The organism is Shewanella electrica (assembly GCF_022321485.1).
Taxonomy (GTDB): Bacteria; Pseudomonadota; Gammaproteobacteria; order Enterobacterales; family Shewanellaceae; genus Shewanella; species Shewanella electrica.
In genome coordinates this window covers 1-26,231 of record NZ_JAKOGG010000016.1, presented here as the reverse complement: position 1 = coordinate 26,231, position 26,231 = coordinate 1, and the positions used below count along the sequence as shown (strand labels likewise).

At 49.9% G+C, this 26,231-nt stretch carries 20 protein-coding genes and 1 tRNA gene; 14 read left to right on the top strand and 7 right to left on the bottom strand.

Annotation, left to right across the window (positions count from 1 at the left end; genetic code table 11):
• The first annotated feature begins 15 nt into the window (after nt 1-15).
• The 5 genes from mlaD to murA are packed head-to-tail and all read left to right on the top strand — an operon-like array spanning nt 16 to nt 2,978.
• Entirely contained in the window at nt 16-483 is a 468-nt protein-coding gene (gene mlaD / locus L9G74_RS16660; RefSeq protein ID WP_238897684.1) for an outer membrane lipid asymmetry maintenance protein MlaD, read from the top strand.
• 11 nt (nt 484-494) lie between these two features.
• Nucleotides 495-1,154 carry an MlaC/ttg2D family ABC transporter substrate-binding protein gene (locus tag L9G74_RS16655; protein ID WP_438944582.1) on the top strand — a complete coding sequence of 220 codons (660 nt, stop codon included), beginning with the start codon at nt 495-497 and terminating at the stop codon, nt 1,152-1,154.
• Complete coding sequence (locus L9G74_RS16650) at nt 1,154-1,426, top strand: STAS domain-containing protein (RefSeq protein WP_238897683.1); 273 nt, start codon at nt 1,154-1,156, stop codon at nt 1,424-1,426. The genes L9G74_RS16655 and L9G74_RS16650 overlap by 1 nt, the downstream gene beginning before the upstream one ends.
• 22 nt (nt 1,427-1,448) lie before the next feature.
• Nucleotides 1,449-1,706: a BolA family protein gene (locus L9G74_RS16645; protein ID WP_238897681.1), complete on the top strand. Its 258-nt coding sequence runs from the start codon at nt 1,449-1,451 to the stop codon at nt 1,704-1,706.
• Between the two features lie 9 nt (nt 1,707-1,715).
• The gene (murA, locus tag L9G74_RS16640) at nt 1,716-2,978 is read left to right on the top strand and encodes a UDP-N-acetylglucosamine 1-carboxyvinyltransferase (RefSeq protein WP_238897679.1); all 1,263 of its coding nucleotides are present in this window, start codon (nt 1,716-1,718) and stop codon (nt 2,976-2,978) included.
• A gap of 89 nt (nt 2,979-3,067) precedes the next feature.
• Here murA and L9G74_RS16635 read toward each other — a convergent pair whose 3' ends face one another.
• From L9G74_RS16635 to rapA, 4 genes are all read right to left on the bottom strand, one after another.
• Nucleotides 3,068-4,033, bottom strand: a complete 966-nt coding sequence (locus tag L9G74_RS16635; RefSeq protein WP_238897676.1) for a sensor domain-containing diguanylate cyclase — start codon at nt 4,031-4,033, stop codon at nt 3,068-3,070.
• 22 nt (nt 4,034-4,055) lie between these two features.
• Nucleotides 4,056-5,051, bottom strand: coding sequence for a response regulator (locus L9G74_RS16630; protein ID WP_238897674.1), 996 nt, complete (start codon nt 5,049-5,051; stop codon nt 4,056-4,058).
• Nucleotides 5,052-5,195: 144 nt separating this feature from the next.
• Nucleotides 5,196-6,017, bottom strand: a complete 822-nt coding sequence (locus tag L9G74_RS16625; RefSeq protein WP_238897672.1) for a DUF3530 family protein — start codon at nt 6,015-6,017, stop codon at nt 5,196-5,198.
• A gap of 128 nt (nt 6,018-6,145) precedes the next feature.
• Nucleotides 6,146-9,052, bottom strand: coding sequence for an RNA polymerase-associated protein RapA (gene rapA / locus L9G74_RS16620; protein ID WP_238897661.1), 2,907 nt, complete (start codon nt 9,050-9,052; stop codon nt 6,146-6,148).
• A gap of 292 nt (nt 9,053-9,344) precedes the next feature.
• On the opposite strand from rapA, the gene L9G74_RS16615 reads away from it, so the two are divergent.
• The 3 genes from L9G74_RS16615 to L9G74_RS16605 all read left to right on the top strand — a co-directional run bounded on the left by L9G74_RS16615 (nt 9,345) and on the right by L9G74_RS16605 (nt 17,014).
• Complete coding sequence (locus L9G74_RS16615) at nt 9,345-10,739, top strand: PhoH family protein (RefSeq protein WP_238897658.1); 1,395 nt, start codon at nt 9,345-9,347, stop codon at nt 10,737-10,739.
• Between the two features lie 114 nt (nt 10,740-10,853).
• Nucleotides 10,854-14,546 (top strand): response regulator, encoded by a 3,693-nt coding sequence (locus L9G74_RS16610; RefSeq protein WP_238897655.1) that lies wholly within the window; start codon nt 10,854-10,856, stop codon nt 14,544-14,546.
• A 62-nt stretch (nt 14,547-14,608) separates the two neighbouring features.
• Nucleotides 14,609-17,014 carry a zinc-dependent metalloprotease gene (locus L9G74_RS16605; RefSeq protein WP_238897654.1) on the top strand — a complete coding sequence of 802 codons (2,406 nt, stop codon included), beginning with the start codon at nt 14,609-14,611 and terminating at the stop codon, nt 17,012-17,014.
• A gap of 34 nt (nt 17,015-17,048) precedes the next feature.
• Here L9G74_RS16605 and L9G74_RS16600 read toward each other — a convergent pair whose 3' ends face one another.
• Nucleotides 17,049-18,869, bottom strand: coding sequence for a protein kinase domain-containing protein (locus L9G74_RS16600; RefSeq protein ID WP_238897652.1), 1,821 nt, complete (start codon nt 18,867-18,869; stop codon nt 17,049-17,051).
• Between the two features lie 209 nt (nt 18,870-19,078).
• Here L9G74_RS16600 and L9G74_RS16595 point away from each other — a divergent pair, with 209 nt between their 5' ends.
• Nucleotides 19,079-19,426 carry a hypothetical protein gene (locus L9G74_RS16595; RefSeq protein WP_238897651.1) on the top strand — a complete coding sequence of 116 codons (348 nt, stop codon included), beginning with the start codon at nt 19,079-19,081 and terminating at the stop codon, nt 19,424-19,426.
• A gap of 218 nt (nt 19,427-19,644) precedes the next feature.
• Nucleotides 19,645-20,298 (top strand): thiopurine S-methyltransferase, encoded by a 654-nt coding sequence (locus tag L9G74_RS16590; protein WP_238897650.1) that lies wholly within the window; start codon nt 19,645-19,647, stop codon nt 20,296-20,298.
• A gap of 104 nt (nt 20,299-20,402) precedes the next feature.
• On the opposite strand, the gene L9G74_RS16585 is transcribed toward L9G74_RS16590, so the two are convergent.
• Entirely contained in the window at nt 20,403-21,479 is a 1,077-nt protein-coding gene (locus L9G74_RS16585; protein ID WP_238897649.1) for a porin, read from the bottom strand.
• Between the two features lie 507 nt (nt 21,480-21,986).
• Between L9G74_RS16585 and tcdA the strand changes: the two genes are divergently transcribed.
• The 3 genes from tcdA to L9G74_RS16570 all read left to right on the top strand — a co-directional run bounded on the left by tcdA (nt 21,987) and on the right by L9G74_RS16570 (nt 24,935).
• Nucleotides 21,987-22,778 carry a tRNA cyclic N6-threonylcarbamoyladenosine(37) synthase TcdA gene (tcdA, locus tag L9G74_RS16580; RefSeq protein WP_238897648.1) on the top strand — a complete coding sequence of 264 codons (792 nt, stop codon included), beginning with the start codon at nt 21,987-21,989 and terminating at the stop codon, nt 22,776-22,778.
• A gap of 93 nt (nt 22,779-22,871) precedes the next feature.
• Entirely contained in the window at nt 22,872-24,098 is a 1,227-nt protein-coding gene (gene pepT / locus L9G74_RS16575) for a peptidase T (protein ID WP_238897647.1), read from the top strand.
• A gap of 225 nt (nt 24,099-24,323) precedes the next feature.
• Complete coding sequence (locus L9G74_RS16570) at nt 24,324-24,935, top strand: superinfection exclusion B family protein (RefSeq protein ID WP_238897646.1); 612 nt, start codon at nt 24,324-24,326, stop codon at nt 24,933-24,935.
• Nucleotides 24,936-25,157: 222 nt separating this feature from the next.
• Here the strand turns inward: L9G74_RS16570 and L9G74_RS16565 are convergent, their stop codons facing one another.
• The gene (locus L9G74_RS16565; RefSeq protein WP_238897645.1) at nt 25,158-25,538 is read right to left on the bottom strand and encodes a hypothetical protein; all 381 of its coding nucleotides are present in this window, start codon (nt 25,536-25,538) and stop codon (nt 25,158-25,160) included.
• Between the two features lie 214 nt (nt 25,539-25,752).
• Between L9G74_RS16565 and L9G74_RS16560 the strand changes: the two genes are divergently transcribed.
• Nucleotides 25,753-25,839: transfer RNA gene (locus L9G74_RS16560), tRNA-Leu, on the top strand.
• Nucleotides 25,840-26,231: the final 392 nt, after the last annotated feature.

Here is a 26,231-nt window from a genome sequence, read left to right as displayed (position 1 = left end):
GATTGGTAACGAATTATGGTGACGAAAAAGATTGAGTTACTGGTAGGTGTGTTCTTACTAGCTGGCGTGGTGGCGTTTTTGGCTTTGGTCTACAAAGTGGCCAACGTTGACGTGAGTACTAACAGTGATACCTATACTCTGACCGCAGAATTTACCAATATTGGTGGGTTGAAAGTACGTTCTCCCGTCAAAGTGGGTGGTGTAGTGGTTGGTCGTGTGAGTGCGATTAATCTGGATGCGAAGAAATTGGCACCAGTGGTTACGCTCACTATGGATAAGAAATATGCCGATTTTCCAGAAACCAGTTCAGTCGCGGTACTGACTTCGGGTTTGTTAGGGGAGCAGTACATCGGATTGACCCCTGGCTTCATGGATGATGGCATCGAGATTTTGCAAGACGGCGATCGTATTGCCGATACCCATTCCGCTATGGTGCTGGAAGACCTGATTGGCCAGTTCCTGTATAGCAGTAAGGATAAGTAGGAGATAGCGACATGAAAAAATTTATCTATGCTGTGATGCTGTCCATCGCCGCGACATTTGCGTCGCAAGCCATGGCCGCCACCGCACACCAAGAATACAAAGATCCATATGAGATGATCAAAGCCGTAGCAGATCAAACCTTTGCCCGCTTTGAAAAAGATAAGCCTCTCATTGATAAAGACCCTAACCACTTAAAAGTGATTGTCAGTGAAGAGCTGATGCCATATATCGATGGCCGCTACGCTTCATACAAAGTGTTAGGCACTTATCTACGTGAGACCTCTAAAGAGCAACGCGATGCTTTCAGCGATGCGTTTGAAGGTTATTTAGTCTCTACCTACGCACAAGCATTCACTGAATACACTAATCAGAAAGTGGAATTTGGTCGTGCCAGTGACTTCGCTGATGAAAAGATTGTAGATGTGCCAGTGCAAATTGTGGAAAATGGCCGTCCGCCGATTAAGCTGCTGTTTAAAGTGCGTCGTATGAAAGACGACACTTGGAAGGCATTTGACTTGGTGGCTGAAGGTATCAGCCTGCTGAGTTCAAAACAGACAGAAATCGCTTCACTGATCCGTGCCAAAGGCATTGATGAAGTGATTACTATGCTGAAAGAAAAAGCCAACGCGTCTGTTGATGTTAACGGACCAAAAGGTAAGGATGCGCTGTAATGCAAGTTGAGTCACAAGGGACGACTTGCCTTATCAGCGGGCGCTTGGGTCAAGAGGATGTCAAACGCCTCTGGCCACAGCGCAGCAGCTTAATAGCGGCCAATACTCAAGTGCTCGATTTAAGTGCACTTGAGTATGTCGATAGCGCCGGGATGGCGTTTCTTATGGAGTTGCTGAGCCAAGCGAATGGAGAGCTGGTGTTAAAAGCGCCCTCAGAACAGGTAAGAAAACTGGTTTCTTTATACGATTTAGAAGCCTTTTTTACAGAATGATATCGTGAGTAAGGTTAACTCAATGGATACCAAAGAGATCGAACAACTGCTGCAGCAGGCGCTGAACCTCACCGAAGTTTATGTCACGGTGGAAGGTACCCATTTTAAAATTGTTGCTATTGGTGATTGCTTTGACGGCATGAGCAGAATTAAGCAACAACAAGCTATCTATGCACCGCTCATGGATCGCATTACCGGTGGTGAATTACACGCACTGAGTATCAAAACATTTACTCCTGCGCAGTGGCAGCGAGAAAAAATCTTTAACATGCCCGTATAGGGAGCGTTTGTGGATAAGTTATCAATCCAGGCGAGCGGCGCGCTCGCTGGTAGTGTTGTGATTTCTGGCGCCAAAAATGCCGCATTGCCAATCTTGATGGCTGGCGTGCTCACCGATGAGCCGTTCCTGCTTTCCAATGTTCCCAATCTGCGTGACGTTACCACCTCATGTAAGCTGATTAGCTGCCTCGGCGCTAAAGTTGATGCTGACGGTCAAGGCAATGTTGTCATTGATGCCAGCAGCATTAATGAGTTTTGCGCCCCGTATGAGTTGGTCAAAACCATGCGCGCCTCCATTTTGATTTTGGGGCCGCTGTTGGCACGTTTTGGCAAAGCCGACGTATCTTTGCCCGGTGGCTGCGCCATTGGTGCCCGTCCAGTCAACCTGCACTTGCATGGTTTAGAGCTGATGGGCGCTAAGATTGAGGTCAAAGAAGGTTACGTTAAAGCGCGTATCGATGGTCGCTTGCAGGGCGCTCATATTCTGATGGATATGGTCAGTGTTGGCGCGACTGAAAACTTGCTGATGGCCGCGGTGTTGGCTGAAGGCGAGACGGTGATCGAAAACGCCGCCCGTGAACCGGAAGTGGTCGATTTGGCCAATTGCTTGGTGGCTATGGGCGCGAAGATCCAAGGTATTGGTACGGCAACGATACGCATCCAAGGGGTTGAAAAACTGCATGGCTGTCGTTATCGCGTCATGCCTGATCGCATTGAAACCGGCTCATTCTTAGTCGCAGCGGCGGTCACTCGTGGTCGTATTCGCTGTTTAGATGCCGATCCTGCGTCGCTGGACGCAGTGTTGGTGAAGTTGGAAGAAGCGGGCGCTGACATTACTGTGGGCGATGATTGGATTGAGCTGGATATGCACGGCCAACAGCCGAAAGCTATCAGCATCAAAACCCAACCATACCCAGGGTTTCCGACCGATATGCAGGCGCAATTCTGTGTGCTTAACGCCTTAGCCGCGGGCACTGCGCGTATTACTGAAACGATTTTTGAAAACCGTTTCATGCATGTGCCAGAGCTGATCCGTATGGGCGCTAACATGGAGCTGGAAGGCAACACTTGTATCATTCATGGTAAAGAGTACCTCAATGGTGCCCAAGTGATGGCGACCGATCTGCGCGCTTCAGCAAGCTTAGTCATTGCCGGGTTGATGGCAGAAGGCGTTACCGTGGTAGACCGCATCTATCACCTTGACCGTGGCTATGAGCATATTGAAGCCAAGTTTAGCGGTTTAGGTGGCAAGGTGACTCGCATTAGCGAATAACCGCTGCCAACAGCAACCTTAAAATGAAAAACCACTCGCTCGAGTGGTTTTTTGTTGCCTGTGGCTCAGTGACTAATGTGGCCGATGCGTTATGACAGCGCGGGTAATGTCTTCACACAGTTTCTGCCGGAGACTTTGGCTAACGCCAAGGCTTCATCTACTTTATCTAACCACTTGTCGGGCGAGTTCAGTTCATCATCGAGCTGGTAAATTCCAATACTCACGGTGACCTTAACCGTCTGGTTGTTGTAGCTAAATTCCGCCTGTTCGATATCGCGGCGGATCTGTTCGGCTTGAGTAAATGCTGCTGTGTTATCTGTTTGGCTGAGCATAATCCCTAAGGTTTCGCCACCAAAGCGACCGCCAATATCGGTGTCACGCAGGTGCTTTTTCAGAATATGAGCCACATGTTGAATGGCACGGTCGCCAGCCACATGACCTTTACTTTCATTGAGTTGCTTTAGGTGATCGAGGTTGATCATCATCATCGACACTGGCTCATGGTAGCGGGCAAATTGCTCATAGTGCAGTTGTACTTGCTGTAACCAGTGACGCCGATTCAGCAGCAAGGTTAACGCGTCAGTTTGGTTGTGCTGCTGTAGCTTGTCGCCCACCGCTTCCAGCTGCATCTTGTTAATCGCCATGTCGGTGACATCGTACACTATCATGCTGATATGGCTGATTTGGCCGGTAAGCGAGGCCAGTGGCAACAGGGTGATGTTTTGGTACATAAACTCGGCGCGTCCAGTGATCGGCCGATAGTTTTTGAACTTAAACACGTAGGGCCGCTGTTCCCAGCTGATAAAGGCTTGGTTTTTCAGCAGAAACACCGATTCCATTTTCTGCTTCAACCATTGCTCTGGCAGCGCCGGAAAACGTTGAAACAGGTTGTCGCCTTTGATGTCGTTGGGCGATACACCGCTGTGGTTTTCCATAAAGCCATTCCACAGCTGGATATTGAAATTGCGGTCGAGCACCACTAGCCCCACTTCAATGGTTTGTACCATATCGATGAGCCAGTGCAGTTCATTCATTGCGTCCAGATCGTTTGGCATATTTATCAGTTCTCCGCCGCCGTTAGTCCATCAAATAGCCTAGTTTGAACTCCAGTGTCGGCATGGAGTCTTCGGTAAATAGCAGCAATAGATCGCACTGCACGTTGTGGCCTTCAATCCGGTAGTTAATCTCCATCGCCAGCGTGCGGCTCCACCGATCTGAGTTATCGTGAATGAGATCGTTAACGGTGCAGTGACGGCCAAGGACCACCGGATGGGATTGGCTAAAATGCATATCCAACTGTTCGGAAATGCCGTTGAGAAACGCGCCAATCAGCACGTTACCAGTGTCCATCATCACTTCGATTTCGGTATTGGTGGTGTCATTCATGTTCATCAGCTTGGCCATGTCGGCAAAGCTACTATCGTGAAACAACAGTAGCGCTTCTCCCGCAATCCCAGCGCCAATAAAGCCCTGACACAGTGCCGAGACTTTAGCATCGGCTTCGGTGGCTTTGAGTGCCATGGTCAGTTCGCTCACTTCCAACACATTCACGTTGGGAATGGGGAGCAGCACAAACACATCAAGCAGTTTGGAAAGCAGATCCGCCGCGCGTCCCATCGCTACGTTAGCCACCTCTTGGCAGGCATCGCGTAAATCCACTTTGATCATTGGATTGTCGGCTTCTGGCTCGGCGTTTTTCAGCGCCAGCGTGAGAATGCCGTACTCTTCGAGAATGTTGGTGATGGCATCAGCGCTGACCGGTTTTTGAATAAAATCGAGTGCGCCGAGGGCTTTGACGCGCTGGTGCGCTTGGATCTGAATATCGCCCGACACCACAATCACCATGGCGGGCAGGTCTTGCTGCTGAATGTGGCGCAGTACATCGTAGCCATCCATCACCGGCATGTTGAGATCGAGGAACACAATCTCGCCTTTGCCTGCTTTAATCGCTTCTAATCCTTCAGCGCCGTTGGTGGCATAGGTGATGTCCACATCCCACTCTTTGGGTAACGTGCGGGCCATCTGTTTACGGGCCAGCGCGGAGTCGTCACATATAAGCACCGGAATGGTCATAGAAGCTGCATCTCCATGTGGGTTGATTACCAGCGGTAGATTGTTGCGTTCCTAAGTATAAGAACAAAATCAGACCTATGCGGTGGATAAATGTTAAACCTTGGTCGTTAGCGGTTAAATTGCACAGTTGTGGAGCTGTTGCGGCTATCTGAGCGCAGCAACGGACATGCCGCGAATAATGCTAAGGCATTCGGCATAAGCGGTGGGTTGCGACAAATTCAGCGCCAGCTGTTGTTGCCGAGAGCGGCGGGCCACTTGCTCTGCCAACTTCAATTGCCGCTGGGCTTGAGTGGCTAACGAGGCGGGCGCGCCATCGGGCGATTGCAGGTCCAGCACTGGCATGGCAAATAAGCCGTAGTTATTGGCTAACTGGCGATTATATTCCGGGTCGGCAGAGTAGGGATTAACCACCACTAAAAGATTGGGCATGGTGAGCTGTCGTTGGGCGATCATCTCCATCACCAATGCGGCGGTTTGGTTCTCAGTCACCAGTACCCAGCCACCGGGATATTGCTGCATCAATGGGGTGACTTGCTTGATGGCATCGCCCAAATATTGCTGCTGTGCTTGGCGCAGTTGTTGCCATTCTTCATCGCTGCGTTGTGCTGATGCTTGGTTACCACGGCTTTGCACCGTGCCATCGCCCGCTTTACTGACGTCTTCGGCTTTAGTGGTGAAGTTGATCGGTGCGGGTAGCGCTGGGGCGGCAATGCTAAAGGTTGCCCAGCCGTGGATTGGCAGTTCATCCCGTAAGTAGGCAATCAGCCCCGGCGCTTGTGCCGGTTGCCCTAACGACGGCAGCATGATGACCGCACCATGGTGTTGTCTGCCCGCCCACGGATGACTCAGCACTTCGACTTGTTGGCCTTGCACCTCAATGGTTTGTTGCTTGGCTTCGCCCACGGCGCTGTGCTGCGCCAGCGCAGGTAAACAGCCAAACAGTAATAGGGCAAGCCAGCATCTCATTGAGCAATACTCCAACCAAGCGTCTTGGCACATTATAGAAACTGTTGGCGAAATTTAAATGGTGAGATAAAACAAAACCCGCGTTAAGCGGGTTTTGTGGGGCGGGATCAGCTTCAGCTAATGCTGGATTACACGTGGCTCACTAACACTAAGCGGATGGCATCCAATTGCAACTGGCATTGGTCGAGGTATCCGGCTAATTCCGTTTGTTGCTGACGCAGGTAATCCAACTCTTCGTCACGAATGTTTGGGTTGACCGCTTGCAGCGCTTCCATACGGTTCAACTCGCTGTTGAGGCTCGTTTCCATCTGACTACGGGCCTTGGCGATAATCGCTGTCAGTGCCGCTTGTGCATGATTATCGCCTTTTTCCAGCAACGGGTGCAGCAAGGTTTGTGAAGCGTTGACCAGCTTGCTACCAATATGGCGGTTTACTGGGCTCAGCTGCGGGTTCCACTGCTCGTAACTAACTTTATCACCGAGGTTGTTGCCGTCTTTATCCAGCAGCACGCGGATTGGCGTTGCAGGCAGATAACGGAACAGTTGCGATGATTTCGGCGCTGAGGCATCGGCCATGTAGATCATCTCAACAAAGATGGTGCCTGCTGGCAGCGCTTTGTTTTTCAAAATCGCGACCGAGGTGGTGCCGGTGTCCGAGCCAGTGATCATGTCGATACCGGTTTGCACCAGCGGATGCTCCAAGGTGATCAGTGCGATATCGTCACGTGATAACGCTTTTTCACGGTCGAACGTCACGGTGACGCCATCTTCTGGCAGCCCCGGATAAGTTGGGAACATCATGTGCTCAGTTGGACGCAGGATCATGGTGTTTTCACCGTGATCTTCTTCGTCGATACCGAGGATATCCCACAGACGAATAATGCTACCGATGGTGTCGGTGCAATCGTCCATCTTCGCCAAGGTTTCTGCTAACGCTTGCGCCTTACGGCCGCCGTGCGAGTTCAGCTCCAGCAGCTTGTCGCGGCCTTGCTCCATCGCTTGTTTCAGCGCTTTGTATTGGCTGCGGGTCTGATTCAGCAGTGTGGTCAACGCTTCGTCATCTTCGTTGATCAGCAACTGCATCAATTGTTCGCTGTGCGCTTTAAATAGCTCATGGCCGCCCGGACAGGTCAGTTCAAAGGCGTTCAAACCTTCGTGATACCAACGCAGCAGTGTGGTTTGCGCTGAGCCGTTCAAGTACGGCAGATGAATTTCTACATCGTTTTGCTGGCCGATACGGTCCAAACGACCGATACGTTGCTCCAGCAGATCGGGGTTCAACGGCAGATCGAACAGCACTAAGTGGCTGGCGAACTGGAAGTTACGGCCTTCAGAACCAATTTCAGAACAGATCAGTGCTTGCGCGCCGCCTTCTTCTTGGGCGAAGAACGCACCGGCTTTATCGCGCTCGATGATCGACATGTTCTCGTGGAACACGGTCGCCATAATGCCTTCGCGAGTGCGCAGTGCTTCTTCCAACGCCAAGGCGGTGTTGGCTTGGGAAGCGATGATCAGCACTTTTTTGCTGCGATGGGTTTTGAGAAAATCGATCAGCCAATCCACCCGTGGATCAAACTTCCACCACGCATCGGCGTTTTCATCAAACTGCTGGTAGATTTTCTCTGGGCTCAACGCCAAACGTACTTGCGCATCCAGCGGCAGATTGCGGTTCATCATGTTGCTGACGCGCAACGCGGTTTGATACTGTGATGGGATCTCTTGCGGATAGGCGTTGAAAATACGTTTCGGGAAGCCTTTAACCGACGCGCGGCTGTTGCGGAACAACACGCGGCCAGTGCCGTGGCGGTCCAGCAGTTGTTGCAGCAACTCTTCACGGGCGGCTTCACGTTGCTCGGCATCGATATCTTTGGCTTGGATCAGTTTCAGCGCTGGCATGATGTCGTTTTCAGACAACAGCTCTGTTAAACTGCTGATCACGTCATCAGGAATGCGCTCGCCGCTAGCAATTGCATCGGCCGCAATGGCGACTTGGCGATAGTCTTGTTCTTCATTCACAAAGGCTTCGTAATCATAGAAGCGGTTTGGATCGAGCAAACGCAAGCGGGCAAAGTGGCTCTCGTGGCCGAGTTGATCTGGGGTTGCCGTCAGCAGTAGTACGCCGGGGATCACTTGCGACAGGGCATCAACCACTTGATATGGACGGCTGGGTTTGTCGGCTGACCATTCCAGATGGTGCGCTTCATCGACCACCAACAGATCCCATTCGGCATCTAACGCTTGGTCAAGGCGACGTTTGTTGCGCAGCAGGTCAACGGAGCAGATCACCAACTGTTCGGTGTAGAACGGGTTGTCGTGATCGGCAAACGCTTCTACGCAGCGGTCTTCATCAAATACCGCAAAACGCAGGTTAAAGCGGCGCAGCATCTCTACCAGCCATTGGTGGCGTAGCGTGTCAGGTACCAGAATCAGCACCCGCTCGGCGCGGCCAGTCATCAACTGCTGGTGGATGATCAAACCGGCTTCAATGGTTTTACCTAAACCTACTTCGTCCGCTAAAAGTACACGTGGCGCGTGACGGCGGCCAACTTCGCTGGCAATCCACAGCTGATGCGGGATCAAACCCACGCGCGGGCCTTGTAAACCTAACATGGTGGAGGTTGCTAAACGATAGCGCAGTTGTTGTGCTTGATAGCGCACAGTGAAGCGATCAAGACGGTCAATCTGACCGGCAAACAAGCGGTCTTGCGGCTTGTTAAAGCGAATATTGTGGTCCAGCAAGGTTTCGCGCAGTTGGCACTCTTCGCCAGTATCATCGCGAACGCCCGAGTAAAACACTAACCCATTATCTTCGGTCACTGTGTCGATTTTCAGTGACCAGCCTTCGTGGCTCTTAACTGAATCGCCCGGGTTATAAATCACGCGCGTTAATGGCGCATCAATACGGGCAAAAGTACGGTTCTCACCAGTCGCAGGAAACAGCAACGAGACCACCCGGCCTTCGAGTTGCACTACGGTTCCCAATCCAAGCTCTGATTCAGTATCGCTAATCCAGCGTTGGCCTAAAGCAAAGGGCATTTTTCTCTCTCATCCTCGGGGTTGCGGGGGGCGCGTATGTTATACCAATCGGCCACGAATACCAATGCTAGCGCACGCATTGTTCGTTGCAAAAACGAGTAAATTCCTACGGTTTCTTAGTGTTACGAAAATGTTGATTTTGGCGTTGTCATCCCACGGTAAAGGTGCCAGTATAAAACTACAGCGACAAAACGAGTTTAGTGCAGATTTTTATCAACCTAAGGAGGCCACTTTAGTTCAGCATCTATAACAACATTTTCGATAACCATAAGTGCAACAAAATGGAGGCGCTATGGAACAAGACGACAGAAAATTGTTTGTACTTGATACCAATGTGTTATTGCACGAGCCACTGGCGATTTACTCATTTAAAGAACACGATGTTGTTGTACCCATGACGGTCCTCGAAGAGTTGGACCAGATTAAAGACCGCAAACGCGATGTCAGCCGCGATGCCCGCGTTGCCATCCGCGCCTTGGAGGACATCCTCGGCGGCGATATTACTCCTGAACAGATTATCAACGGCGTACCGCTACCTCTGCGCGAAGGCCACACCGATGTATCCGGCACACTATCCATCTTTCCTGATCACCAAATTGAGTTCACCATAGGTTCGCTACCCGGCGACAATAACGATAACCGCATCATCAACACCGCGTTACACCTGCAACAGCAATATCACCCTCGCACCGTGGTGCTAGTCACCAAAGACATCAACATGCGCCTCAAAGCTAAAGGCGCTGGCATGTTATTAGTGGAGGATTACCGCACCGACCAACTGATTGACGATATTCGTTTCTTAGCCAAAGGCTTTCACGAGTTTGATGGCAATTTTTGGGAACATTTGCAAAAGGTGGCAACCGAGCGACAAGGGCGTCACACCATTCACGAAGTGCCGCTGAAAGACCTTGGTGATGACCTCTTCTACGCTAATCAATATCTGCTAGATCAAGAGTCAGACTTTTGTGGCCGCGTGGTGGGGCGCACCGAGTCGACGTTAAGCGTGCTTGATTTAGGCCGCGATCGTTTGCTCAATATGGAAGCGTGGGGCGTTCGTCCAAAAAATGTGTATCAAGGCATGGCGCTGCAAGCTTTGTTAGACCCGAGCATCGACATGGTGATCCTCACCGGCCCCGCGGGCTGTGGTAAAACCTTGCTGGCGATGGCGGCGGCTTTGGAAATGGTGGTCGAGCGTAACCAGTACGACAAAGTGATTGTGACGCGCAATACGCCGGAAATCGCCGAGTCGATTGGCTTCTTGCCCGGTACTGAAGAGGAAAAAATGGCGCCATGGTTGGCGGCTATCACTGATACCTTGGAGGTGTTACACAAGCATGATGTGAACCCCGCTGGGTCGCTCAACTACATCATGGACAAGGCCAACATTCAGTTTAAGTCGATCAACTTTATGCGTGGCCGTTCGATTCAAAACGCGGTGGTGATTTTGGATGAATGCCAAAACCTTACTGCTTCGCAAATCAAAACCATGATCACCCGTATGGGTGAGGGCACTAAGCTGATCTGCAGCGGTAACTTAGCGCAGATTGACTCTAACTACTTAACTGCCGTGACTTCCGGATTAACCTATATTGTCGAGCGTTTTAAAAATTTCGAAGGCAGCGCCAACATCTACCTCAATGGTGTGGTGCGTTCTCGTTTAGCCGAATTTGCCGAAGAGCAACTTTAATACCGTAAATTGATGACAAAGGCCTCGTTGAGGCCTTTGTTTTCCAAGGCAAACTGCTATCATAAAAGGCTATTTTTTCGCTGTAATGCCAGCCGTAATATCCAAGGGTAGCGGATGAAGCCAACTGAGCCAGATCTCCAGTTAAAATCGCCGATTCAAAAAAATTACAACCGAGCGGTGTTTTACACCTATATCGGGGTAATTGTGTTGGCGCTGTTAACGGCTTGGCTGTTCTTCGAGCGGCAAAAGACCGAGCAGATGGTGCAGCGTGAGGAGCAAGTTGATCGCCACGTGATGCAGATTGACTTGCTGCTTGAGTCCAGTATTCGGGCGGTAAAAAGCTTACGCAATATTGCCGTCGATCATCTGCGCCTCGCCGAAGATGTGCGGAAAAACCAGCTCCCGCAATATCAAAAATTCAATGAACAAGGGCAATACTTCACCCTTGAGCCGACGTATGCCAACAATGGTCAACCGTTTACCAATATGGGGCGCATCACCGGTGTTGGCTCGCTCGATGGTCGCAGCGAGAAGTTTTACCAAGAGCTAGAGATGTTGTTTGAGCTGTCGCTGTCGTTTCCGGTTGCCAAAGAAGCGGCGCCCAAAGCATCGGCAATCTATTACATCTCCAAGCGGCGGATGATGTCTTATTTCCCTTGGCCTGCCGATGAAATGCGCTTCCGCGATGACATGCTAACGCGCAAGCAGTTCCAACTGGCCACGCCAGAGATGAACCCGCAGCGCAGCGTGTTTTGGAGTGAGGCCTACGTGGATAGCACGGGTAAAGGTTTGCTGACCACGCTTGGTGTGCCGATCTATCTTGATGATGATTTTATTGGCTCGATTAACCTTGATATGACCTTGGCGTCGTTAGCCAAACAGATCCGCCTCTATTTCAAAATGCCGGGAACGGTGATTCTGCTCGACCAAGGCAACAACATTCTGTCGCACAGCGATTTTGATACCTCGAATATCAATCGGGTGTATCACATCAGCCAACGTTTGCCGCCAGAGCTGCATTCGCTGCCAGAGTCGGAACTGTTTGATGCCCATGAAGGCATGGTGCGCAACGGCTACTATATTCACTCGGTGGCGTTACATAACGCGCCATGGCGTTTGCTGTATCTGCAAAACGTCGACGACATGTTTTCCGATTCGCTGGAAAAATTGAAAGCCACGTTCTTCCTCGTGGTATTGGCGCTGTCGATTCTGGTCACCATCGTGCACTGGCAAACGCGTCGTTCATTCGTCAGCCCAGCATCGCGCTTGTTGTCACATCTTGAAGAGTGCTCGCGCGCGCCCAAAGGGCCACCGAGCCGCATCAACCGTGATTGGCTGCCGTGGTTTAAATTGGTCAGTCGCATCTTTGAAGAAAACGAGCAATACACCAAACACTTGGCCGAACAGAATAAACGGCTGGATAAATTGGTGGCGCGACGTACTGAGCGTCTGCGTGAAACCACTGAGAAGCGTGAACAAGAGTTCGCGTTGCTGCGTTCGCTGTTGGATACCATTCCCGAAGCGATTGTGTTTAAAGATAAAAACGGCAAGTACCTTGGTTGTAACCGTTCTGCTGAGCGAGTATTGGGGTACAGCGAGAGCGACATGATTGGCAAAACCGATGCCGAGCTGACGCCGCCAGAGTTGTCGAAACGCATTCAAGAGGAAGATGAGCGCATTCTGCGTGACAAAACGCCGCTACGTTACCAAGAAAAGGTGGAACTGGCCGGTAAGCCGATTTTGCTCGATACGCTTAAACTGCCGTTTTATAACCGCCGCGGTGAACTGCAAGGTTTGATTGTGGTGTGGCGCGATATCACCCGCGAATACGAATCTGCCGAGCAGTTGCGCCTGTCGGAAGAACGTTATCACTTAGCGATGGACGCAGTAGAAGATGGTTTGTGGGATTGGTATCTCGACTCCGAGCAGATCATCTGTAACGCCTCGTTTTATACCATGTTGGGCTATCAGCCCAATGAGTTCCCGCTGCTGCTGCCGACCATGGGCGAGTTAACCCATCCCGATGACCGCGAGCGCACCGATGAGTATCGTCAGCGTTATCTGACCAATCCTACTGATGCGTATGAGATTGAGTTTCGCATGTTAGGTAAAGACGGCAAATATCACTGGTTGCTGTCGCGCGGCCGGGTGGTGGAGTTCACCGACGATAACCAACCTAAACGTATGTTGGGGACGCACAAAGAGATTACCCGCCAAAAGAGTAACGAAGTGGCGCTGTTGGAAGCCAAACGTGATGCGGAAATGGCTAACCTGTACAAGAGTGAATTCTTGGCCAACATGAGCCATGAGATCCGCACACCAATGAACGCCATTATCGGGATGTTGCAGCTCGCGCAGCGCACGCCGCTGACCACACAACAGCAAGATTATCTCGAAAAAGCCGATTTCTCGGCGCAGTCGTTGTTACGCATCATCAACGATATTCTCGATTTCTCTAAAATCGAAGCCGGTAAAATGGAGTTAGAACGGGTGCCGTTCCAACTGGATAAAGTGCTGGAACATGCGCTGGACCTGAACGCACTCAAGGCGCAAGAGAAGGGCATCGAGCTGCTGTTATACGCGCCGGTGACTGCTGGTTTGGTGCTCAGCGGCGACCCGCTGCGTTTGGGGCAAGTGCTGGTGAACTTACTGTCTAACGCGGTGAAATTTACCAGTGATGGTGAGATCGAGTTAGGTTGTGAGGATGTCGGCGAACGCGATCATCGCATTAGCCTCAAGTTCTGGGTGCGCGATACCGGTATTGGTATTGAACCTGAAAAACAGCTACAGCTATTTGATGCGTTTGCGCAAGCTGACGGCTCTACCACGCGCCGCTACGGTGGCACCGGCCTTGGTTTATCGATCAGTAAACATCTGGTGTCGATGATGGGCGGCGATTTACACGTCACCAGTCAGCCCGGCGACGGTAGCACCTTTAGTTTTACCATCAGCTTTGACATTGCCGAGGAAAGCCAGCCTGCGCCATTGGTGCTGCCTGAAAGCTTTAATCAACGCCGCACGCTGGTGGTAGACGACAATCCATCGGCACTGCAAATTTATGCCTCGCAGCTGCGCGATTTCCATTTTGATGTGGATACCGCTACCAGCGGAGCAGAAGCGTTGGCACTGTTGCAGCAGCATCACTATGATTTGCTGTTACTCGACTGGAAAATGCCAGAGATGGACGGCAGCGATGTGCTAGTGGCGATGGATGAACTGATCAGCAGCGGCGTTATCAAAACGCGGCCTGTGGTGCTGATGATGACCGCCTATTCTGCCGAGCCGATGGCACAAGAGCTGGATAACTCCCGCGTGTATGCCTTGTTGCAAAAACCGTTTAAAGCCTCGGCCTTGTTTAACGAAGTGATGAATGCCTTCTCCGAAGCGCCTGAAGCAACCACAGAAACCGAGATCGCTCCAGAGAGCGACCAGCAGTGTCGAGGCGAGATCCTGCTGGTGGAAGACAACCTGATTAACCAGCAAGTGGCGATGGAACTGTTGCGCAGCGCTGGTTTTAGCGTCGATGTGGCCGAGAACGGCCAAGTGGCGTTAGATATGGTGCCGCAGAAACATTATGACGCGGTACTGATGGACATTCAGATGCCGGTGATGGATGGTTTGACCGCCACCCGTGAGCTGCGCAAAAGCTATTCTGCAGAGCAACTGCCAATTATCGCCATGACTGCTCATGCGATGTCGGGCGATCGCGATAAAAGCTTAGATGCCGGTATGAACGCCCACATCACCAAACCGATTATGCTTAACGAGCTGTTTGATACGCTCAATGAGTGGGTGGGTAAAGCTTGAGTTAAGTAAAACAATCCCTTAACGTAAATTGCTCTAAATAATAACAGCAATAAGGTTGAAGGATGAACACGCTTAAGGGACTACTCGTTAGCGTTTTAGCACTGTTTTGGTGCCAAAACGCACTGGCGCAAGCCACTAACATCGCAGATATCACCGCCCACAGTCAGCAAGCCAAAGGCTTTATTAACTACTTCTTTGAGCCACAATCTGGTGAACTCTACCTCGAAGTTAATCAGCTCAACCAGCCGATGTTATTGGTCAGCAGTCTGCCGCAAGGCGTGGGTTCCAATAAGCTCGAGCTTGATCGCGGTCAGGTGAGTGAGGCGCGATTAGTGCAGTTCGAGCGCCAAGGCCCTTACGTTATCCTCAAACAACTCAACACCCGTTATCGCGCCGATACCGATAATCAGCTTGAGCGCCAGTCGGTACATGAAGCCTTTGCTGAATCGATATTGTGGAAAGGCAAATTACTGCAGGGCGACAAGCTGTTAGTGCCCGTCAATGAGCTGCTGCAACTCGATCTTTATGGCATCAAAGCGACGCTCAGCGCTACCGGCCAAGGGCAATACCAACTGGATGCGAAGCGCTCGGTGATTGTGCCGCAATCAATCAAGTCCTTTGCCGAAAACGCTGATGTTGATGTGTTGCAAACTTATACCGCCGAGCCCGCTGGCGGAGAGGTAGCGAGTGTCACCCCTGATGCGCGTTGGATGTCGATCAAAGTGCGCTATTCATTTGTGAAGGCGCCAGATGCAGGTTATCAACCGCGCGCTTACGATCCTTACAGTGGTTACCAATCCATAAGTTATCGCGATTATGCCACAGCAATTGATGAGCCGATCACTAAACGGCTGCTGCTGCGTCATCGATTACAAAAGCTGCACCCAGGTGCTGCGCCAAGCAAGGTGGTGAAGCCGATTACCTATTATCTCGATCCTGGCGTGCCAGAGCCGATCCGCAGTGCGCTATTAGCCGGTGGCCGCTGGTGGTCAAAAGCGTTTGATGATGCCGGGTTTATCGGCGGCTTCAGAATAGAAATGTTGCCAGAAGGCGCAGATCCGCAGGATATTCGCTACAACATGGTGCAGTGGGTACATCGTTCCACGCGTGGTTGGTCATTGGGGATGTCTGTGATTGACCCGCGCACCGGCGAAATCATTAAAGGGCAGGTCACGTTAGGTAGCTCGCGAGTGCGGCAAGATCATCTGATCGCGCGCGCAGTGACCGCAGGCTGGGCAGATCGTGATGCAGCTGCCAGAGCGGACATGGCACTCGCATTGGCACGTATTCGGCAGCTCGCAGCCCATGAAATTGGCCATACCTTAGGTTTGACCCACAACTTTGCCGCATCGACCAATAACAATGCGTCGGTGATGGACTACCCCCATCCCTATATCGCGTTAAGCGGTGGTCAGATTGACATTAGCCAACCCTATCGTGAAGGACTTGGCGAGTGGGATAACTATGTCATCAAGTACGGTTACGGCGATTTTGGTGATAAAACTGCAACCAATGTGGCGTTAAATCAGTTGCAGCAGCAAGCACAACGACAAGGCTTGCGTTACATCCACGATGCAGATGCTGGGGCTATCTCTGCTGCCAATGCTTTTGCGAGCCAGTGGGATCGCGGTGCTGATCCGGTCCGAGAGCTGCTGAGATTACAGCAGGTGCGTAAACAAGCGTTGCAGCAGTTTAGCGCTAAGGTACTGTTGGCTGGGGAACCTTTGGGCGAACTCTCTGATGCTTTCGTGCCGCTATATCTGCTCAATCGCTATCAAATTGCTGCTGCCAGCAAGTTTATTGGCGGGATTGATTATAGCTATCATGCTGATCTCACCAACGGCACATGGCATTTTGTGGCGCCAGTGCAGCAAAAAGCGGCGTTGAAAGCGTTACTCGCCAGTTTGGCCGTAGATGAACTCTACCTGCCAAGCAACTTACTCGTACGTCTAGTGCCAAAAGCGGGTAACTATCAACGCACTGCCGAAAGCTTTGCATCATCACTCGGTAGCGCTAATGATCCGCAAGCGATGGCAGAGTCGCTGGCGCGGCAAATTTTGAGTTATTTACTGCAGCCGGAGCGATTGAATCGTGTTGCTCAAGCTGCATCGGGTGACGCTGAGCAACTGTCTCTCGCGATGTTACTGGATCAATTAGCTGCACAAACTCTGTTAGCCGAGCTGCCAACCTCGGCGAAAAAGGAAACGGCTATGCGGATCAACGCCGTCGTGATCGATACGGCGCTAACAGCTCTAGCTAGTAAGCAAACTACGCCTGAAGTTAAAGCCGAACTGCGTGCCAAACTTATCTATTGGGCGCAGCAATTTAAACGGTTAGCTAAGCGGGTGAATATGCAAAATGCCGCGCACCATCAGCTTATGCAAACCGTGATTGAAAACAATCTTTCTGGTACACCAATGCGCATGATCGATACGCCAGCCTTGATGCCGCCAGGCTCACCGATTTAGCCGATAGACGTGTACAAAACGCTGTTGCTGAAGATCACAGCGCAGCGTTTTGTGCTTTCGGATTGCGGGGATAGAAGTTATCGGCTTTACGCTCCAGATGACTAAACTCGCGGGTATTTTTATACGGCAGCTTCATAAAGCCAGACACGCCTTGGCCGTGGATCTTATCTACATGCTGCAAAATACGTGCGAGGCAGCCTGCAAAAATTGATTGGCGCTGCGGGTCGAGCAGTCTTAAATAACTGTGGATTTTCAGGTGCGTCGGCAGCGCTTCAAAAATGATACAGCCAGTGTGATGAATATGGTTGAGTCGGCTCAACTCATTCATGATCTCTACCGGTAACTCAAGGTTTTCATCGGGATCTTTGCCGTCTTCAAAATAGGAATGCCAACGGGACTGGGATTCGCTGTTTGGCACATCGCCCACTTCAAACGGTAACTGCTGCGTTGGCTGGCACACAAACGGGCTGGCTTCCGAGCTACGTTCAACATGAATGGTATCTTTGGCGTTAAAAAAACACGCTTTAAAAATACCAATTTTGCGAATGCCACGGGCGAGCGTCACCATATTATTCACCGCCTGCAATAACGCAGGTTGCAGTTGAGCGTCATACAAAGCCAAATTCGAATCGATAAACACGCCTTCATCGCGCCAATGAATCGCTAGCCCGCCAGCAATCGGATATTGTCCAAGCCGACTTACCGAGGCAATAAAACCCTTTTCGGTATCGCCCATGCCCACCAAAAAGTTGCGATAGTATTTTTCTAACTGAATATCATGCTGATTGATTTGTGCATATTGCTCTGAGCCTTGATGGCTTTTGAGAAACGACTTGCGCGAACTGTAGCTGACGGTTTCCACATCGCGATTGTGTGGTTGCAGCCAGACGGGGATTTCGGCGTGTAGCGGCGCTTTGGCTAGGTTGGGTAATAACATGCCTTGGGCGTATTTCATGCTGCTGAGAAAATAGTCGCCGCCGCGTTTGCGCAGTTGTGGGTCGTCACTGAGCATGGCATCCAGTGTACGCGCCAGCTCCTGTGGCAAGCCTAAACTGGTAGCGGGGATCACATGCGAGCCAAAACGGCTGATCTGCCCCGAAGCCAGTGCATATAAGGTAGCGGCTACGCCTTGCTCATCGAAACGTGGGCTGGACAGCTCGCCCGATAGTTGTTCCTCACCAATAAAGTACACGTCGCCCATACGCGCATTGGTTTGATGCTGATCCAGTGACAAGGTGTTGAGAATATTGTCATTGGCCGGGCGGTCTTGTTCATCACGTTGGGCAAATACCGCTGAGCCCCAATCGATCAACGACAGTTTATCTGTGTGCTCATCGTAGATAAGATTCGACGGTTTGATATCGCCGTGCACCAGTGGTCGGCCGATGCGTAGATACATCAAGAGATCAGCCAATTGGCGGGCGATGCTCATGATCTCTTGTACTGGCAGTGGCCCAAGGCGACGACAACGCACGTCGAGGTCTTCGCCGTGTGCCCGCTCCATCACTAAAATGCCTTGGCGGCCAACCCGCTCAAATTTCACTAACGGTGGCACATTGGGGTGATTGAGTTGCCCAAGCACAAAGGCTTCCTCTTCTAATCTGTCTTGGATCTGCTGTGGCAGTGTGACCCGCGAGAACTTAAACACATGTTCTTCATTGGCTTGGTTATGCCCTGCAAACACGAAACCATAAGCGCCTTTACCAATCAGCTCTGGCTGTTGATAGCCCAGTTTTATCAGTTGCTGTTTACACAAACGGATCCACGCCCGGTGTTTGCGGGCATCATTGGCTTTTAGCAGGTAGATAGATTGTTCTTCAGCGATGTAGAAGTGCTGTAATTCGGGCAGTGGCAAGGCAGTATCCTAGCTGAGGCGAGCAAACAACAGTGGTCCATTTAAGCAGCTGGCATTCGGGGCGGCAAGTGTTACAAGGTGAGATCTGGCTTCAATTTTATGCTTCCTATCGAATCTTTTTGTGAAGCACTTTGACATGTATCAACAATCGCTGAATCAGTAATGCGTAATCTGAGCGCATTCCTCTTCTAGTTACTGAGATTGTTAACATGCCTGAGCCTGACAAACATGAGCTAATTACACTGTTTGAATATGCCAGACCCAGGATTATTAAATCCATGGAACTACGCCATTGCCCCCATTCGGGCTTCTATAACGCAGTGGATGAGCGTTGCACTTTTTGTCACCAAGGCATGGAGTGTTTATGGATGAATCGTAACGACGATTTAGTGGCGCTGGAGCAAAAATCGGTGGCGGAACTGCGGCAGCAGTTACTCATGGCCGTAGAATTTGTTGATGCTAGTTTAACACCACACCATCTGTCGCGCCGCCAGTGTCAATGTGATAACTGCCAATGGCTCAAACAGGTTGAAAAGGCACTGGCTAAGTTCAAGTAACGGGCGAGGGGATGTTGACCTTAGCTGGTTGTTTTTACGTTAGGCAGAATGTGGTTTAGCCAAGGCAACTGATGTGCAGTGTAGTTATTCTCCACTAACTGCCACTAGTGTTTCCCATCATGTTTAACTGCGGCTTGGGCTTCATCCTTGCCACGCATTTTGCATCGCGCCCGGTGAATGAGTAGAGTGACGCCATTGATCGTCTGTTTGGAACGTACATGGAACCTCATTTTTGGCATGATCGCTGGCAACGGCAGCAGATCGGCTTTCATCAAGCGCAAATCAATCCTCTACTCGTCAAACATTGGTCAGCATTGAAGGTTGATGCTGGCGCAGTGTTTGTGCCGCTATGCGGTAAAACGCTCGACCTGCACTACTTCGTGCAGCAAGGGCATCCAGTGCTTGGCAACGAATTCAATACCTTGGCTGTGGAGCAGTTTTTTGCGGAGAGTGGGCTAACACCTGATATCACGCCCGCAGCAGAGTTAACGCAGTATCAAGCGCAGCAGTATCGCCTGCTGTTAGGTGATTTTTTTGCGTTAACCCCAGCCCAGTTAGCAGATTGCCGTGCGTTTTATGATCGCGGTGCGTTGGTTGCCTTACCGGAACAGATGCGCCAGCGTTATGCACAGCACTTGAGTAAGATTATTCCAACAGGCTGCAAAGGTTTAGCCGTGCTGCTGGATTATCCGCAAGAGCAGCTTGATGGCCCGGCGTTTGCGGTAAGCCCTGCGTGGTTAAACACGTACTTGGGCGACGCTTTCACCATTGAGCAAATCGCCTCATACGATGTGCTGGCGGAGAACGGCAAATTCGTACAAAACGGTGTGTCTTGGCTGAATGAAAATGTGTTTGTGCTGACGCGAAAGTAGATGCAGTTAGATTACAATCTATAGTATTGATTAATCAGTGAAAATTAATCAACAAAAAAGGCGACACTAGGTCGCCTTTTGTATACTTGTTATCTCAAACGAGATTAGAAGTCGTAACGTACACCTACAGAGAATACGTTGTCGTCGTCTAGGTCAATTTTGTCGCCAGACAGTTTGTAGTCGCCTTCATAGTGAGCATAGTGACCGTACAGCAGAGTGCTTTTTGCTACACGGTAATCAGCACCAACGATGATGTTGGTTACGCTAACGTCATCAATGTTGACGTTGGCATTTGCTGATTTCAGATTATTATCACCACTTGCGTAACGGAAATATTGACCGAAACCGCCATCATCATAGATGTATTCAGCTTTCAGGTTTACACCGTTCAGGTTGTAAGACACGTTCAGCAGGTAAGTGTTACCGTCGATATCGCTGTTAACGGTATTTTCGTTGTTTTGATACAACGCGCCAACTTTGAAGTCAGCCAGTTTAACTTGACCTACAGCACGGTAAGCATCAACACCGTCGATACCTTTGTTGTATGCTACTGCAGCATAGAACACTTCTTGTTTCAGTGCTTTGTCACCAAATACTGCGCTTACTGCGTATTGGCTGCCACCGTCACCTTTATCTACGGTGTCGTTGTTGTCATCAAACAGGTAGGTTGCGTTGACAGTGAATAAACCAGCAATTTTTGGAGAATAGTAGCTAGCAACGTCTGCAGAACGAGTTTGCGCTGGCAGAATACGGTCCATATCGGCGTTGCTGTTACCGAACAGGTCGATGCCGCCTTCAGATTGTTTGAATACGGTATCGTTACGGCCGAATAACGCAGTACCTGCTACAGTTTTGAAGCCCAGATAAGTGTTACGAGAGGTGAATTGGTTGCCACGGCTAGAAGTGTTTTCTACGCCGTATTCCATTTGGTACACAACTTCCAAGCCATCAGCGACTTTCTCAGTACCTTTCACACCTAACCAAGAGAAGTTGTTTTCTAGGTAAGTGCCATTTTGGCCAAAATCAATATTATTGGTGCTGCTTTGAACGGTGTAACCGCCATCAGAGTTGGTCACCATCAGATCTAAACGACCATAGAAGTTAGGACCATCCGCCATAGCGCCAAAAGATGCTGCCGTCAGCAAAGTTGCTACAGAGGCAGAAATAAGACTTTTTTTCATTTGTGTGCTCCCTAGAACCTAAGTTCTAATCCATCTACTTATGTGTGTTTTTTTGCTCTAATTATTCCTGGGCCAGCCTTGAATCGTCCTTCTCAAGACTAAGCTGCGCAGAATCTTACAGTTTTCATTTTTTAAAAATGTGATGAACTTCAAGGTTTTTGCCCGCTTTTCTTATCTAGCGTTCAAAAAACGGTCAAAAACGTTAATTGGTACTCATAATCGCATCAGCACCAATTTTTGATGTTAACAAATCACATGAACAATGTAAGAAATTGCAACGTTTTCAGTATGCTAACCGGTAAACGCTCCCAAGAAGATAATTATCAGCTAGATTAGTGATAGACGAAATTATAAAAAAGTAGAAATTTTTAGATTATTTTTGGCTATTTATCGCCATTTTTCGCGAATTGGATGAGTTGGCGGACACTTTTCGGTAAAATCGCGCCAGTTGGTAAACATCGTTAATGTGTTTGCGTCATCCTCCCTAAATGAGAAGTTCACACCGTTATGTTTGAATCCGAAATCTATCAGCAGCGCTTTGGTGGCATCGCCCGTTTATATGGTGTGGCCGCCCTGCAACGTTTTGCCAAAGCTAACGTGATGGTGATTGGTATCGGTGGGGTAGGGACTTGGGTGGCCGAATCGCTCGCCCGCAGCGGTATTGGTCAAATTCAGTTGATGGATTTAGACGATGTGTGTGTCACCAACTCCAACCGACAAATTCATGCGTTAACTTCGACCATTGGTCAATCTAAAGTCGCGGTGATGGCGGAGCGGATTAAAGCGATCAATCCATTATGCCAAGTCGATGAACTGGAAGATTTTATCGCCGCCGATAACCTCGCTGAATACCTGCCCAAAGAGCGGGCGCCAGATTATGTGATTGATTGTATTGATGCGGTAAAACCGAAAGCGGCGTTGATTGCTTGGTGTAAGCGTAACAAGATTAAAATTATCACCATCGGTGGCGCCGGTGGGCAGATCGATCCGTCTCAGATCAACGTCACCGATCTTTCCAAGACGGTGCAAGATCCGTTGTTGGCTAAAGTCCGCAGTATTTTGCGCAAAGAGTATGGTTTTAGCCAAAACCTGCAGCGCAAGTTTGCGATTGATGCGGTGTTTTCGACTGAACATCTGAAATATCCACAAGCGGATGGTTCAGTATGTGCAACAAAGGAAGGGCTAACGGGCACCATGCGTATGGATTGCGCCTCGGGTTTTGGTGCGGTGTCGGTGGTTACTGGCACTTTTGGCTTTCATGCCGTGGCACGCGTGCTACAAAAATTGGCGGCTATATAAGATTTTTATCGTCAAAAAGTTGATCTGAGTCGCCCCGCATTTTAGGTGGTTGCTGCTAGAATCCAGCCACCTTCTTGCGATAGAACTACCACTATGCAACAAGCTCTTCTAAATCGCTTTCTGCGTTATGTGCAGATCAATACCCAATCGAACAGTAACTCCTTACAATCCCCCAGCTCTGACGGCCAATGGCAGCTAGCCAAACTGCTACAGCAAGAACTTGTTGAGCTGGGATTTAGCGATATTCGCTTAACCGATAACTGTTGTTTATACGCACGTGTCCCCGCCACATTACCGGATGTGCCCACCATTGGTTTTATTGCCCATCTGGACACTGCGCCCGATTTCAGCGGGGCGAATGTGAAACCGCAATTGGTAGAAAACTACCAAGGACAAATTTTGCCACTGGCGGGGCAAGAGCTGTTATCACCGGAGCAGTTTCCTGAACTGCTACATTATATTGGCAAAACCTTGGTGACCACCGATGGCACCACATTATTAGGCGCCGACGATAAGGCGGGGATTGCCGCCATTATTACCGCGCTGCACCATCTGCTGGAACATCCAGATATTCCTCACGGCGAAGTGGTGCTGTGCTTTACACCCGACGAAGAGATCGGTCGCGGCGCACAGCATTTTGACGTGGATTATTTTAATGCCGACTGGGCCTACACCATTGATGGTGGCGCCGTAGGTGAATTGCAGTATGAGAACTTTAATGCCGCAACGGCGGTGATCTCTGCCAAAGGCAATGCATGTCATCCTGGCTCTGCGTTTGGTGTGTTAGTCAATGCGATGACCATGGCTTGTCGTTTTCACGCTAAAATGCCGTTGAACGATACGCCAGAACACAGCGAAGGTTACGATGGCTTTTTCCATCTCGTCTCAATGCAAGGCACCACCGAATGCGCCGAATTGGTGTACATCATTCGTGATTTTGACGCCGACCAGTTTAAGCAACGTAAAGCGTGGTTAACTGAGCTGGTGCATAAATATAATGATGAGCTGACTTCTGGCAGCCTCACCATTGAGATTAAAGATAGCTATCTCAATATGAAGCAAACCATTGAGCCACTGCCACATATCATTGATATAGCAACTAAAGCGATGGAAATGGCGGATGTACATCCAGATATCAAACCGATCCGTGGTGGCACTGATGGCGCACAACTGTCGTATCGCGGTTTGCCGTGTCCCAACCTTTTTGCTGGTGGTCATAATTTTCACGGCAAACACGAGTTTGTGTGTGTCGAGTCGATGGTAAAAGCGGCTGAAGTGATCATCAACATCGCTAAACTTGCTACTCAGCGTTATAACTAGGGAAAGTGCCTGCAAGTTTTTGCGACACTCTGGATGTGTAAGTAAATGCGGCTCAAGGCTGCCAACGGCTGCAATGCCGACTAGCATCAATTAGCGATGAAGGTGTGTACATCTTCCCTGAATATCTTGGCCCTCAAACGGATTACGAGGGCCAAATTCCTCATTTATTGGCATTAGAATTGCTTTAGATCGACCAGCGATCATTTTTTGACACTGGACATGGTTATGAAGCGATTGAATTTGTCAGTACCTAAACATCTTTCTGTACGCGGCATTCTGCTGCCTATTTCGTTGTGGATTATCCTGCTGAGCAGTTTTTTACTGCTAGTGCCATCGTCGGTGCTGGAACTGTTACGCCTTGATGCTCTAGTGCAAGAGTTCACCCCTTATATTGCGCTGATGTTACTGGGCAGTGTGGCTTATCTCGGAGTTTTGGCCGTCAATTTTGTGTTGGATGAAGCGATTCACTATCTGCGTGGCAAGCGCATTGAGGAACAAGTGGAAGAGAAGGTTAAATTGCTCGATCCCGCTGAACGTGCGTTGTTGCGTGAGTTTTTTATCCAAGGTGCTTCAGTGCTGTCGCTGCCACAGGACGACTTGGTGGTACAAGGTTTATTACAGAACCATATTCTTGCTTGTGTCGGCAACGAGAAACACTACGCCATTCAAGGGCCAACGGCAGATTATAAGATTTCAGTGCATGCTCGTAAGTGCTTAAATCGTCGCGTACTGCGTCTGCCAATGGGCGAAATGAGCCAAGATGAATTACAGCAGCTGATGAAATCCCGTCCGGCATTTGTGGCTAACCTTAGCCAAGTGAGAAAGCACGCCGCGTAGCCAACAAAAAGGGCAGCGTTGGCTGCCCTAAAAAGAGATGTTGAATTAGATAAAGCCAAATTGGCAAACTCTACACAGAGCACTCCACACCGCATATCGAAGCGCAAACGCTCAAACCCCACAAAGTAACGCTGAGTTACGCCCTCGCAGAGTAAAGGAAGCTAGTGGCATAGATGTCTAGCAACACCGTGCGAACTTCTCTTTTTGTAAAGCCCTACAAAACTAATACAGACCCTGCTGTTTAAATACGATCCAGATCAATAACTCTGTGAGATTTGGCTTGCGGTCAGCACTGTTAATATCAAAATTTTGCCATAGTGCAAAAAAACAACATAAGCCTGACGCTGCTTGAGCAAACCTGTGGGCGAACGCATTGATATGCGGGCAAATTTGCTGCAGGTTGCTTAGGGGCTGTTTATCTTTGCTGGTTGTTTTTGCAGCAGGCAGAGCGTGATTTAGGCAAGGCAGGTGATGTGCCGTGTAGTATCCTCCACAATCAGCACCTAACGCCGAATAAATTGCGCTCTGTCGCTGCCCGAAGGGTTCGTTTAAACGCGTCCTGAACTTTGTTGCGCCCAGCTTGCTTAGTTGACTAAGCGTCACTGACCGCGCCTCATTCATAACGTGCTTAATTCGAACAAAAATCAAACACTAAAGGTCAACAGCCCCTAGCAGAAACCCTCTTAGCGGAAAAAATAAGCATACGATACAGAAAATGCAAATAGGGTGTGGAAAGCACTTGCGATTCCGTAACGCAACTGTATAATTCGCTCCGTTCTCTGATGAAAGCTTCTCAGGGAATGAATTAAAAATATGTGCCAGAGTGGTGAAATTGGTAGACACAGGGGATTCAAAATCCCCCGCCCTTAAAAGCGTGACGGTTCGAGTCCGTCCTCTGGTACCATCTCTTATAAGAGATAATAGGCCGACGAAAGTCGGTTTTTTTGTGCCTGAAATTTGGTTTTTATCGGTTGGCGTTGCTAGCTAAAACCTGTGAGCACAGGGGATTCGCTTTCAATAACATCGGCCCCGCCATTAACAGCGTGACGGTTCGAGTCCGTCCTCTGGTACCATCTTCTAGAGAGATTATCTAGAATGAGCAAGCCGACATTAAGTCGGTTTTTTTGTGCCTGAAATTTGGTTGTCATCGATTGGTGCTGCTAGCCAACCCTGTGAGCACCGGGGATTCGCTTTCAATAACATCGGCCCCGCCCTTAAAAGCGTGACGGTTCGAGTCCGTCCTCTGGTACCATCTTCTAGAGAGATTATCTAGAATGAGCAAGCCGACATTAAGTC

Bases quoted from the DNA above. Each gene is read 5' to 3' on its own strand.
- mlaD (WP_238897684.1), top strand. From the start codon at position 16: ATGGTGACGAAAAAGATTGAGTTACTGGTAGGTGTGTTCTTACTAGCT.
- L9G74_RS16585 (WP_238897649.1), bottom strand. From the start codon at position 21,479: ATGAAAAAAAGTCTTATTTCTGCCTCTGTAGCAACTTTGCTGACGGCA.
- L9G74_RS16570 (WP_238897646.1), top strand. From the start codon at position 24,324: ATGAAGCGATTGAATTTGTCAGTACCTAAACATCTTTCTGTACGCGGC.
- tcdA (WP_238897648.1), top strand. From the start codon at position 21,987: ATGTTTGAATCCGAAATCTATCAGCAGCGCTTTGGTGGCATCGCCCGT.
- L9G74_RS16650 (WP_238897683.1), top strand. From the start codon at position 1,154: ATGCAAGTTGAGTCACAAGGGACGACTTGCCTTATCAGCGGGCGCTTG.
- rapA (WP_238897661.1), bottom strand. From the start codon at position 9,052: ATGCCCTTTGCTTTAGGCCAACGCTGGATTAGCGATACTGAATCAGAG.
- L9G74_RS16610 (WP_238897655.1), top strand. From the start codon at position 10,854: ATGAAGCCAACTGAGCCAGATCTCCAGTTAAAATCGCCGATTCAAAAA.
- pepT (WP_238897647.1), top strand. From the start codon at position 22,872: ATGCAACAAGCTCTTCTAAATCGCTTTCTGCGTTATGTGCAGATCAAT.
- L9G74_RS16605 (WP_238897654.1), top strand. From the start codon at position 14,609: ATGAACACGCTTAAGGGACTACTCGTTAGCGTTTTAGCACTGTTTTGG.
- L9G74_RS16625 (WP_238897672.1), bottom strand. From the start codon at position 6,017: ATGAGATGCTGGCTTGCCCTATTACTGTTTGGCTGTTTACCTGCGCTG.
- L9G74_RS16635 (WP_238897676.1), bottom strand. From the start codon at position 4,033: ATGCCAAACGATCTGGACGCAATGAATGAACTGCACTGGCTCATCGAT.
- L9G74_RS16595 (WP_238897651.1), top strand. From the start codon at position 19,079: ATGCCTGAGCCTGACAAACATGAGCTAATTACACTGTTTGAATATGCC.
- L9G74_RS16645 (WP_238897681.1), top strand. From the start codon at position 1,449: ATGGATACCAAAGAGATCGAACAACTGCTGCAGCAGGCGCTGAACCTC.
- L9G74_RS16630 (WP_238897674.1), bottom strand. From the start codon at position 5,051: ATGACCATTCCGGTGCTTATATGTGACGACTCCGCGCTGGCCCGTAAA.
- L9G74_RS16655 (WP_438944582.1), top strand. From the start codon at position 495: ATGAAAAAATTTATCTATGCTGTGATGCTGTCCATCGCCGCGACATTT.
- L9G74_RS16590 (WP_238897650.1), top strand. From the start codon at position 19,645: ATGGAACCTCATTTTTGGCATGATCGCTGGCAACGGCAGCAGATCGGC.
- L9G74_RS16615 (WP_238897658.1), top strand. From the start codon at position 9,345: ATGGAACAAGACGACAGAAAATTGTTTGTACTTGATACCAATGTGTTA.